The organism is Aeromonas schubertii, assembly GCF_000820105.1.
GTDB classification, from domain to species: domain Bacteria; phylum Pseudomonadota; class Gammaproteobacteria; order Enterobacterales; family Aeromonadaceae; genus Aeromonas; species Aeromonas schubertii.
Window position 1 is genome coordinate 120,726 of record NZ_CDDB01000039.1, and the last position, 11,624, is coordinate 132,349.

Here is an 11,624-nt window from a genome sequence, read left to right on the forward strand (position 1 = left end):
CTAGACGCGCCCCGGGATGGGTGAGACCCATGTGAGGATTTTGTCTCTGCCGACGATGTGTCGGCATGGCGGGGGACGTGAGGGAGGGAGAGGAGATGCGCCGAGAGGATGGCACGACAATCCTCTGTCGATACCGCAGGGGGTGGTCAAATCATCCACCAACCCGAATGGGGGGTATGCTCAAATGGGGGTAAAGAGAGAAGCCCCGATTGGGGCTTCACTCGAGGGGTTTATTGATTGGCGGTCCGAAACGGGTTGGCGGCGAGGGTGGTGCGACCGGATCCCTCCAGCCAGGTCTTGATACGCTTGGCGTCGGCGACCCGTTGATCCGTGGTATCGGCGTTGAGCAGCACCATGATGACGGGCTCGCGCTGCACCCGGGTCTCCATCACCAGACAGCGGCCCGCCTCGCGGATGTAACCGGTTTTGGAGACGTTCACATCCCACACACCCTCGCGCACCAGACGGTTGGAGTTACGGTAGTGGAGCTGGGTCTTGTTGGTGCGCACCAGGCTCTGATCGTCGGTGGAGTATTGGCGGATCAGGGGATAGCTGGCGGCGGCGGCCACCATCTTGGCCAGATCGTGGGCGGTGGAGACGTTGCGCGGGGTCAGCCCCGTGCTGTCGTAGAAGTGGGTATCCCACATGCCGAGCATGCGGGCTTTGGCATTCATCGCCTCGACGAAGGCGCGCTGACCGCCGGGATAGTGGCGAGCCAGGGCGGAGGCGGCGCGGTTTTCCGAGGCCATCAGGGCGATATGCAGCATCTGGGCACGGCTCAAGCGCGAGCCGATGGCCAGACGAGAGCCGGTACCCTTGAGGCGGTCGATGTCGGCCTGGGTGACGGTGAGGGTCTCGTTGAGGCGAAGTCCTGAGTCGAGCACCACCATGGCGGTCATCAGCTTGGTGATAGAGGCAATCGGCATGACCCGATTGGCGTTGCGCTCGCTCAGTACCTCACCGGTTCTGTGGTTGGCGATGACAAAGGCATCGGAGTTCATACCCGAAATCGAGCCGTGCTGAGGATGACTCTGGCCGGCAGAGAAGGGATTGGCCAGAGCCGGCACGGTTGCCATCGGCAACAGGGCCAGACCCAGCAGCAGTGAGGTGAGGTGGCGCTTCATCATGATCTGGTGTACCGCACGAGTCGAAGGGGATCCTGATTAGTTATATGTCGGCCTTTGACGCAGCACAATCCTTTATCCCTTGCCAGGGAAGGGAATCATGAAATTTGTGTCATCCACGGCATCTGTAGCCCGACGGGCGCCGCATTCTGCCATGGCGGCGCCGGGGGCGCATACCCTAATTTGCATTCAGCCGGCTCCTCCGAGGAGGCGGGCCGTCTGCAGGGCGCGGGTTACCGCCTCCCGATCCAGGCGGGGACGCCCCTCGTCGAGCAGTCGCTGCCACAGATGAGCCGCCTCCCGGTAGCGACCGTTCAAGAAGTGATCCGACGCCTTGAGCATCAGGGCGGTCACCTCCCCCGGGTCCTGGCCCAGGGCTTGATTAAGCTCCTGCTCGGCCTGGGGCGTCATGCGCTGGCCGGCCCGGTAGTAGAGCACGGTGGCCCGGGCGGCCCGGGTGGCGGCGCTCTGCTCTCCCTCCAGCTGGGCCAGTCGGTCATAGGCCCACAGGGCATCGTCGAAGCGATTCTGATAGAGCAGCCACTGGGCCAGCTCGGCCCAGGCATCCTTGTCGCGCGGCTGTTGGCGAAGGCGCTCCTGCAGCCTGGCTCCGGCGGCCTCCTTGAGGGCGCCGGCCTCGAGACCCTGCAGGGGATCCGGGTTGGCCTGCCAGTGGCGCCACGGCTCGAACTGACCCAGGGCCTGATAGCCGAGCGCGGCGAGCCCCAGGCTGGAGAGCAGGATCAACGGGGTAAGCCAGGGGGCGAGGGGGCGGGGGGCCACCGCTTCGGGAGCGCTCGCCTGCCACTGTGCATGCAAAGTGGCCTGCTCCTCGCTCAGGGTCGAAGGCTGTCGGGGAGGCCGCCCGGTGGCGAGCCAGAGGCCGCACAGGGCCAGCAGCAGGGGCGGCAGTCCCCACAGCAGCAGGGTCGAGAGGCGCAAGGGGGGGCGGTAGGTGACAAACTCGCCGTAGCGCTCGACCAGCGCGTCGCGCACCGCCTCGTCGCTCTGCCCCGCGGCGACCCGCTGGTAGACCTCGAGGCGCAGATCTTGCGCCAGGGGCGAGTTGGACTCCACCAGGTTCTGGTTCTGGCAGGCCGGGCAGCGCAGGCTCCTGGCCAGGGCCTCGGCCCGCTCGGCCTGGGCCGCATTGGCAAAAGAAAACTCGTCGGCGGCCCACAGCAGGGACGGGATCAGACAGAGGGCAAGCAGCAGGCTTCTCATGGTCTCTCCAGCAGCGGGAGGAAGCGGCGCTGCCACGCTTCTTTGGTCAAGACGCCCCGGTGGCGGGCCAGCAGGCGCCCGTCGGCGCTCACCAGCCAGCTCTCCGGCGTACCGACCACCCCGAGGGCCAGCCCGAGGGCGCCGTCGCCATCGTCGAGCACCAGCTGATAGGGATTGCCGGCGCTCTCGAGCCAGGCGCGCGCGGCGGCCGGTTTGTCCCGGTAACTGATCCCAAGGATGGGCAGGCTCTGGCCTATCTCCAGCAGCAGGGGGTGTTCGCTGCGGCAGTTGGCGCACCAGCTGGCCCAGACGTTGAGCAGGAAGGGGCGGCCGAGCAGCTGTGCAGTGGAGAGGCGTTGCCCCTCCAGGGTGGTCAGGGTGAGCTCGGGCAGGGGGCGGTTTAGTCCGGCCTCATCGTCCACCTGGGCGGGGGTGAGGGCGTGCCAGAGCAGCAGCAGTAGACCGAGGCCGAGCAGCAGGGGGAGCCAGCGGATCAGACGGGACATGATGCCTCCTGGTTGCGCTTGCGGTGAAAATGACGACCGAGGGGCAGCAGGCCCGCCAGGGCGAGCAGAACGCCTCCCAGCCAGAGCCAGCTGGCCCCGGGTTTATAGGCCAGGCGCAGGGCGATACGGTTTCCCTGCTTGTCACCGGGCACGGCGTAGAGATCTCCCGAGGGGAGACGCAGCAGTCCCACCTCGTTCATCTGCATGGTCCGCACGCTGTAGTGGCGCCGCTCCGGGAAGAGTCGGCCCAGGGTTTTGCCCTCCTTGAAGGCGGTCAGATGATAGCGCTCGGCGCTGTAGTTGGGTCCGAGCTCAGGGGTGATGGCATCGAGACGCACCCGATATTGACCCAGGGTGGCGCTCTGCCCCGGCGCCAGCAACAGGCCCCGCTCCCGGGTATGGCCGGCCAGCTGGCTGGCAGCCAGCACCACCAGGGCCAGCGCCAGGTGAGCCAGGTGGGCGCTGCGCAGCCCGTCGCGCCAGAGGGCGTGCAGGCAGGTGAGCGAGAGCCAGAGGGCGAGCAGAGTCGCCATCCCGGGCAGCAGAGCGCTCCCCTGATTGAGCCAGAGGGTCGGCGGCAGGGCCAGCAGCAGCCAGAGCCAGGGGGCCCGGGGCAGCCGGCTTTGCTGCCAGCCGAGCCAGGGCAGCAGGATGAGACCGAGCAGGGCCAGCAGCACCAGGGGCACGAAGAGGGCGTTGAAGTAGGGGGGGCCCACCGAAATGGCCCCGTGGGCGATGAGGGGATGAATGAGCGGATAGAAGGTGCCAATCAATACCACCGCAGCCCCCAGCAGGGGCAGTGCCAGGGCGCAGGCGAGGGCACTTTCGCGAGAGAGCAGGCTGAAGTGAGCCCGCCGGACATCGAGTTGACCGCGCCAGCCATAGAGCAGCAGGGCACACAAGGCCACGGCTCCGAGCAGGAGCAGCAGGCGCTCACCACGGTTGGTGTCGATGGCGAAGGCGTGGACCGAGCTCATCACCCCGGCCCGCACCATGAAGGTGCCGAGCAGGCTCATGACGAAGGTGAGCAGGGCCAGCAGCAAGACCCCCTGGCCAAACAGGCCGCGCCGCTCGAAGGCGGCCAGGGCATGGAGCAGGGCGGTGCCAAACAGCCAGGGAAGCAGAGAAGCGTTCTCTACCGGGTCCCAGAACCACCAGCCTCCCCAGCCGAGCTCGTGATAGGCCCACCAGGCCCCCAGTACGATACCGGCGGTGAGCCAACCCCAGGCCGCGCGGGCGAGCGGTCGCCAGGCGCGCACCAGGGCCCCGTCGAGGCGCCGCTCCCACAGGGCCGTGATCCCCAGGGCGAAGCTGGCGGCAAAGCCCACATAGCCCAGATAGAGCAAGGGGGGGTGAAGGATGAGGGCGACATCTTGCAGCATGGGGTTGAGATCGCGCCCCTCGAAGGGGGGCGGGAAGAGGCGCACGAAGGGGTTGCTCTCGGTCAACAGATAGACGGAGAGCAGGACGATAAGCCAGCCCATCACGCTCTGGGCGCGGGCCCGGGTGGCGAGCGATTGGGCCAGGTGGCCGAGGCGTGCGTTCCACAGGCACAGGGCAAACAGGAAGAAGAGCAGGGATCCCTCATGGCCGCCCCACACTGCGGCAAGCTTGAAGGGGAGGGGGAGCCGGCTGTTGCTGTGCTGGGCCACATAGAGGAGGGTGAAGTCATCGCTCTGGAAGGCATGGGCAAGCAGCAGCAGAGCGAGGCCCACCAGCACGACCTGGCTCCATGCCAGGGGGCGGGCCAGACGCCGGGCCCCCAGCCCCTGCGGCAGCCAGGGGAGCAGCCCCTGCCAGCAGGCGATCAGAGGGGTGAGCAAGAGGGCCATCAGAGCCAGTTCGGGCAGCATCTAGCCCCTCCCTTGAAACGAAAGCGGGGAGTGGTCAACACTCCCCGGAGTTATTGCAGGCAGTGCCATCAGGCGACGGTCATCTGGCCGGCATAGAGGATGAAATAGCGCAGCAGCAAGATCCCGGTCAGGCTGCAGCCGCAGATGAGCAGCAGCTTACCACGGCCGTGACCCGGAAGCAGGCGGCCGAGCAGCAGGGGCGCGATCAGGCCCACTCCCACCACGCCAAACCAGAACACCTGGGACCAGAAGCCACCGCCGATGGCGCTGATGAGGGCCACCATCTTCTGCCCGTCACCGAACCAGAGGCCGGTGAAGAAGCAGAGCAGCAGCAGCGCCTCGATGAGAACCAGAGGCGTCTCGAAGCGGTGCAGGAACTGGACCTCGTCACTGTGCGCCCGGGTCTTGAACAGGGTGGTCGAGACCAGGATGCAGCTGGCGACGCCGGAGCTCAGACCCGAGACCAGAAACAGCACCGGCAGCACAGGGTTGTTGAGCATGGGGTAGCTCTTGAGGGCCGAGAGCAGAAAGCCGGTGTAGGCTCCCAGCAGCACGGCGAGCAGCAGCAGCAGGGGTTCGACGATCTTGTCAAATCCCGGGATCCTGGCCAGCAGGCCATCGACCCAGCCAAAGCGCCCCGGCAAGAGGCGCTCGCGCAGCCACGCCAGCTCACTGGCGAAGACGCCGCCGAGCCAGACGAAGAGCACCGCCATATAGACCTGGAACAGCATCACCCCCATCGACATGACCGAATCGAACTGGTAGTGGAACATCAGCTTCCAGAAGGTCCAGGGGCGGCTCAGGTGGAAGATAAGGATTAGCAGCCCCAAGACGACGGAGGCGGGCCCCAGGATGGCGGTTGCCTTGAGCACGCCGCTTTGGGAGGCCTTATCCCCCAGCACCTTCTGCTTTAGCAGCACGGCGAAGGTGACGCTGCCGGCCGAGATCCCGAGCAGGAACAGGTAGATGGCGATGGGCCAGTCCCACACCAGAGAGGGGAAATGGAACGAGTCTGCGGGCAGCATCATGACTTCACCTCCCCATTGATGGCACCGTTCACATAGCCGGTAGGCACGCCGTCGCGACCAATCTCCAGCTCCTCACCGCTGCCCAGGGCCGGCACCCGGTACATCTTGGGCTCTGTGCCCAGATGACTCTTGGCCCGGTAGGTGGGCAGGCGGCGCAGCGCGCGGTTGAGCTCGCTCGCCGGATCGTCGAGATCCCCGAAGGTGAGTGCCTTGGTCGGGCACGCCTCGACGCAGGCGGGCAGCTTGCCTTGAGCCAGGTTGGTGTGGCGGCAAAAATCGCACTTGTCGGCCACCCGGGTTTGGGGGTTGATGAAGCGCACCCGGTAGGGGCAGGCTGCGATGCAGTATTGGCAGCCGACACAGAGATCGGCATCTACATCGACGATGCCGGTGTCCGGATCCACATGGGAGGCCCCGGTCGGGCAGACGTGGACGCAGGGGGCGTTCTCACAGTGCTGGCAGGAGTGGCGATAGAAGTGGTAACGCGCCTCGGGGAAGGTCCCGATGGGGCCGCTGCGCACTATCTGCAGGCGCGACACCCCCTCGGGCACCTTGTTCACCTCGCGGCAGGCATCCATGCAGGCGGTGCAGCCGATGCAGGCCGTCTCGTCATGGAGCATGCCAAGGCGCTTGCCATCTATGGTCATGCTGGCGGCAAGGGAGTTGACCGGGCCCGTCATCATGATGAGGGCACCGGCTCCCGCGCCGGCCAGAAAACCGCGACGGGAGCAACTCATGGGGCCTCCTTGCCACTCGCCTCGGCCTCGTTGGCCAACTTGGCGGCGTGTTGCTTGCCGTGACAGTCGACGCACAGGCCGATGCGGGCCTTGCTGTCGATGCCGACCATGGGCTCCTTGGCCACATGCAGCTCGTGGCAGTTGGTACAGGCGAGCTTGGTGGCGTGCACATCGTGGGCCCAGAAGGCCTCGCGCAGGGGCTTGGGCTCGTGGCAGCTCAGGCAAACACCGTTTTTCTGATCCAGGGGCATGCTCTTGTCCTGGAAGTCCATCACATCCTTGACCCCTTCCCGGTGACGGGGAGAGGGCTTGCCGTGGCAGTTGGTACAGGTGACGGGCCCCAGGTTGTTGGGGTTGGTGGCCTTGGCGTGCTTGCCGTGCATCGCCTCGTCCTCTTTCTTGTGACACTGGGTGCAGGCGTAGTCAGGGTTGCGCTGCAGCTCGACCTTGGCCTGGTCGCCCTGAGTCTCGCTCTCTTGAGCCTGTGCCAGGGGCGCACCCAGCATCAGGGTGAGCGCCAGCAGGCTGGGGGTTAACAGTTTCATCATGGTCTCTTCATCCCTCTGGGGCCCCGCGTGGCGGGGCCCTGTGATACACGACTCACTTGGTGAGCAGGCCAGCTTCCTGAGCCTGTTTGTCCCAGGCGGGGACAGTGGTCTTGAGGAACTGCTGTTTGTCGCTGATGAACTGCTTCATATTCATGCCGAGGGCGGCCTGGGCCTTCTCCTTGGTGCTGATATCCGGCAGCGGGATCTCGCCGGTGATCCCCTTGGTGGCGAGCAGTCGGGCCAGTTTGGTGCGGGCGTCGGCAGCCTTGTCCAGGGCGGTGCCCAGGGTCTTGAGGGCCACATCCGGGGCGTGCATATGGACGCCATGGGAGGCAATGGAGTAGTCCCAGCGCCACTGGGCGTGACGGATATCCTGGAGGATCGGCTTCATCTGCTCCTCGGTGGCACCCGCATCCCAGGCGGCTTTCGCCTCGAAGTGAGCGCGGACCAGCTGCTGCTCCACCTTCAGCTTCAGATCGTTGACCGCCACCTTGCGCTCCTTGACCACCCCTTCGAGCATGGTTTTGCTCTGGGTGTGGCAGTTGGCACAGGTCTGATCGAAGCGATCGAAGGGGTTGCCTACCTTGTGATCCGTGTAGAGCTTGCCATCTTCGCCACGCACCTTGGGCATGTGGCAGTCGACGCAGCCCACGTTGTTCTTGCCATGAATACCGGCGCGCCAGGTCTCATACTCCGGGTGCTGGGCCTTGAGCATGGGGGTCTTGGAGAGGCCGTGAACCCAGTCGGCAAAGCCGAGCTGGTCGTAGTAACGCTCCATGTCATCGGCCGTGGTGCCCTGATCCCAGGGGAATTTCACCGACTTGTTCGGACCGGTGAAGTAGTACTCCACGTGGCACTGACCGCACACCTGGGCCTGTTGATCGAAGCGGCCCTGCTTGTCAAACGGCATATGGATGGCATCCATGGCGCGGCTGGCATAGGGGCGGGACTGGTGCAGGGCGGGTTTGCCCTCTTTGAATTCCTTGCTGTCGGTGGCGTGGCAGTCGGCGCAGCCGATGGTGTTGACGATCTCGGGTCCACCCTTGGCCCACATCCCCTTGAAGTAGGCGTCCTCACCCTGACTGTCGATCACCCGGGCTACGTCCGGGCTCTTGCAGCTCCAGCAGGCCATGGGCATGGGGCCCTCTTCGACACTCTTGGGGGCGCCGGTGCGCAGGGTCTCGCGCACGTCGGTCAGGGCGTAGTAGTGGCCACGGGGCTTATTGTAATCCTTGGCGAAGCCGTAGCCGGCCCACAACACCACCAGGTTGGGATCCTCGGCCAGGGCGTCGGCACGCTCCTCGCTCTGCTTGGTCTGCTCCCAGGATTGGTACTGCTTGGCGTGATCCTTGGCGAACAGGTCGTTGCGCCCTTCGACCTTGGCATGTACTTGCCCGGTCCAGATGGCCCCGGCTATCAGAGCGCTCATTGCCAGCGCCCACTGTTTGGTTTGTGAACCCACGATCATCACTCCCAGATGACGGCCCCGCACTGTGAGGGGACCTTGTTGTTATGAATGGGAAAAATCCCAATTATTCAATGCTGGATACTACTGAATGAGTAAATCAAATGGTGATTTATTCGAGTCATATTTGTTCTGGATCAACTCAGCCGGCCTATACCTGACAAAAGTGAGAGCGAGATAACAATTTCATTCTGCTCCGGCTTTGGTGCCTTGGAAAAAAAACACCTGTTATTCCAAATGGTTGAATGCTTTGCAAGGTGGTGTTATGCCTGTGTTTATCCTTCAATTAATCGTGATTTGTTGGAGTGTTGGTCGGTTTTGTTTTTGTTTTGTAAGATCTAATGCTGCCTTCGTGGGTGCTCGGGAAATGGCGTAAAAATGCAACGAAAAGCCCTTATTGACCGAAATAATGAAAGGGTTGGATGTTTCTGAGTCTGTATAATCACCAGCACACGCCCGCAGCAGGGCGAACCAGGCGCGATGAACTATTGAGTAGGAGAGTGTTATGGCAGAGCTGCTCATCGAAAAACCGACCCGTATTATGGGGTTGGAGCAGGGGCAGGGCGTTGTGATTGCAACCGATGGAACGGTTCATCGCGCACAGGTCGGCATGGAGCTGCAACCGGGAGAGCGACTGCTGGTTGCCCGAATGGAAGGGGTCGAGCTGAGCGAGTCAGGCACTCCCGATGCCCCCATCAGTCCGTTGGTGACGCTGGGTGATACGGGGGGAAGCGACCCCCGGCTGGAGGCGCTACAGCGTGCGATTCTCGACGGGGTCGATCCGACTCGAGCCTTTGAGGCGTCAGCGGCCGGCGCCGGTGATGCAGTAGCCGGTGGCGTCATCGGCTCCAGCCCCGGTGGTTTTGTGTTGGTGGAGCGAAATAACGACGCCACCCTGGCCGAGGCCGGCTTTGATACAGCGCACGGCGAGGGGGCCCCACTCGAGCGTCAGGAGAGTGCCGGAGCCGTCGATGCCTTTGCGGCCATTACCATTCGTGAGCCTCAGACCGTCGACAACATCATCAATGGTGCCGAGGCAACCGGAGTCGTCATCCGCGGTACGGTGGACGACGTAGAGGTCGGTCAGCCGGTGACTGTGACCCTGACTGATCAGGCGGGCAACGCGCTGACGGTGACCACGGTCGTGCTGCCCGGCTTGGTCTGGGAGGCCAACTTTGGCGATCTGACCGGCAGGCTGGTGGATGGCCCGCTCACCATAGCGGCGGAGACCCGGGATGCATCGGGCAACCAGGCCAGCGATCTCGGCCAGACCCTGCTCGATACCATCACCACCATTACCCTCGATCTCAGTGATGAGAGTGACACGGGCGCCAGCCAGACCGACGATCTGACCCGTGACAATACGCCACTCTTTCAAGGCAAGGGGGAGCCCGGCGCCACCGTGACCCTCTCCCAGGGCGGCAATGTGCTCACCGTGCTGACGGTGGATGGGGCAGGCAACTGGCAGTATCAGCTGCCCAATACTCTGGCCGATGGAAATCATACCTTCGAGGTCAATGCCGTCGACATCGCCGGCAACCGCGCCAGCGATACCCTGACGGTGACCGTCGACACCCGGGCCGGCATCGATATCGACGATCTCGACACTGGGCTTATTCTGGGTCAGGGCGGTGTCACCCTGAGCGGGACGACCACGGAGGTGGAGGCCGGTCAGCGCGTCACCATCACCCTCATCGGCCAGAGTGGGGAGACGCTTTTGAGCGGCAGCGCCCTGGTGGGCAGCGATGGTCGCTGGCAACTCGCGGCCTTGGATCTCTCCGGGATTGCCGGACCCTATGAGGTGCGCGCCGAGGTGACCGACCTGGCGGGCAACCGAGTGATAGATGGTGCTCCCCTTATCGGACAGAGCGATACCCTGACTCTTTCCGAGGCAGAACTGGCGAAGGGGCCCGTCAGCGCCACCGGCTCCCTGCATACCGGCGCCGGCCAGGATGGCAACCTGCAGGTCGGGTTTGCCGCCGACCAGAGCGCCCTCGAGGGACTGGGTCTTAGCAGCCATGGCTCGCCCCTGAGCTATCAGACCAGCGGCCAGAGTCTCACGGCCAGTGCCGCCGGGGTCACCGTCTTTACCCTGACCCTGGCCAATGACGGCAGCTATCGTATCGTCTGGAGCCAGAGCCTGGATCACGGTCAGGACAACCTGAGCCTGCCTTTCAACCTCGAGTATCGGGACGGCGACGGGGATCTGGTTCGCGCCACCCTAAACGTCAATCTGGTGGACAGCACGCCCCCCGATTTTACCCTGCCATCCATCACCCTGACCGAGGATGCCTTTACCGATGCCGGGGCCGTGGTGGGGCAGAGCCACTTTGTGATTGGCCACCAGGCCGACCCCCTGCTGGCGGACTCCGTTATCTTCACCAATCAGGGCGATACCCTGACGCGCCTCAACGGCAGCGGCATAAGCAGCGACGGCCATGCTCTCGCCTTCGAGTTTTCCGGGGATCGCCTGCTGACCGGCTATTACCTGAATGCCAATGGCAAGCGGGTCGAGGTACTCAAGGCCGAGCTCGGCGCCAGCCAGTCCGGCAGCGATGTTGATGGCACTGTGACCGTCACCCTGAACGGCCCGCTGGATCATCAGGGAGGCGATCAACTTTCTCTTGGGCTCTCCGTCTCGGCCAACGAGATAGACGGGGACGAGACCCGCGCCGATCTGGTGGTCACCATCAACGACGGCATTAACCCGATTCTTGGTATCGATAGTGGTGTGACGTTGCAAGAGGGGGCGGCGGGCCAGAGCCTGGAGGGCCAGCTGCCAGTCACAGTGGGCAGCGATCGCCTGGTCTCCCTCAACTTCGAGGCAAGTCAACCCGGGCTCGACGGTCTCACCAGTGGCGGCAGGCCCACGACCTATCAGGCCAATGGCAACGTTATTACCCTGCTGGATGCCGGTGGCAAGGTCATATTGACCGTCACCCTGGATCTGGACGGCAAATATCATGTGCAGCTCGACGGCGTGCTGGATCAGCCGGTGGGCACCAACAGCGTCAACCTGGGGTTGCAGGTGCAGGGCAACGACTTTGACGGGGACAGGAGCAACCTCGGCACTCTCAATATCCAGATCACCGATGGCGCCTTGCCCCAGGTCGACCCAGTCTCCCTGACCCTGACGGAA

9 protein-coding genes are annotated in these 11,624 nt (G+C 64.2%); 1 reads left to right on the forward strand and 8 read right to left on the reverse strand.

Annotation, left to right across the window (positions count from 1 at the left end):
• Positions 1-230 precede the first annotated feature (230 nt).
• The 8 genes from pbpG to nrfA all read right to left on the reverse strand — a co-directional run bounded on the left by pbpG (position 231) and on the right by nrfA (position 8,488).
• On the reverse strand, positions 231-1,127 hold the full coding sequence (pbpG, locus tag BN1133_RS07610; protein ID WP_050665937.1) for a D-alanyl-D-alanine endopeptidase: 897 nt from the start codon (positions 1,125-1,127) through the stop codon (positions 231-233).
• Positions 1,128-1,313: 186 nt separating this feature from the next.
• Positions 1,314-2,348: a cytochrome c-type biogenesis protein CcmH gene (locus BN1133_RS20305; RefSeq protein ID WP_050665938.1), complete on the reverse strand. Its 1,035-nt coding sequence runs from the start codon at positions 2,346-2,348 to the stop codon at positions 1,314-1,316.
• A complete protein-coding gene (locus BN1133_RS07620) occupies positions 2,345-2,854 on the reverse strand; it encodes a DsbE family thiol:disulfide interchange protein (protein ID WP_050665939.1) in 510 nt (169 codons plus the stop codon). The genes BN1133_RS20305 and BN1133_RS07620 overlap by 4 nt, the downstream gene beginning before the upstream one ends.
• Positions 2,842-4,707 carry a heme lyase CcmF/NrfE family subunit gene (locus BN1133_RS07625; protein ID WP_050665940.1) on the reverse strand — a complete coding sequence of 622 codons (1,866 nt, stop codon included), beginning with the start codon at positions 4,705-4,707 and terminating at the stop codon, positions 2,842-2,844. The genes BN1133_RS07620 and BN1133_RS07625 overlap by 13 nt, the downstream gene beginning before the upstream one ends.
• Positions 4,708-4,775: 68 nt before the next feature.
• Complete coding sequence (gene nrfD / locus BN1133_RS07630) at positions 4,776-5,732, reverse strand: cytochrome c nitrite reductase subunit NrfD (RefSeq protein ID WP_050666010.1); 957 nt, start codon at positions 5,730-5,732, stop codon at positions 4,776-4,778.
• Entirely contained in the window at positions 5,732-6,472 is a 741-nt protein-coding gene (locus BN1133_RS07635; protein WP_050665941.1) for a 4Fe-4S dicluster domain-containing protein, read from the reverse strand. The genes nrfD and BN1133_RS07635 overlap by 1 nt, the downstream gene beginning before the upstream one ends.
• Positions 6,469-7,017 carry a cytochrome c nitrite reductase pentaheme subunit gene (gene nrfB, locus BN1133_RS07640; protein ID WP_050665942.1) on the reverse strand — a complete coding sequence of 183 codons (549 nt, stop codon included), beginning with the start codon at positions 7,015-7,017 and terminating at the stop codon, positions 6,469-6,471. Before nrfB ends, BN1133_RS07635 begins: the two co-directional genes overlap by 4 nt.
• Before the next feature lie 55 nt (positions 7,018-7,072).
• A complete protein-coding gene (gene nrfA / locus BN1133_RS07645; protein WP_082177952.1) occupies positions 7,073-8,488 on the reverse strand; it encodes an ammonia-forming nitrite reductase cytochrome c552 subunit in 1,416 nt (471 codons plus the stop codon).
• 502 nt (positions 8,489-8,990) lie between these two features.
• On the opposite strand from nrfA, the gene BN1133_RS20440 reads away from it, so the two are divergent.
• Positions 8,991-11,624, forward strand: a 2,634-nt coding sequence (locus BN1133_RS20440; protein WP_231686247.1) for a retention module-containing protein, incomplete at its 3' end; no start/stop codon positions are given.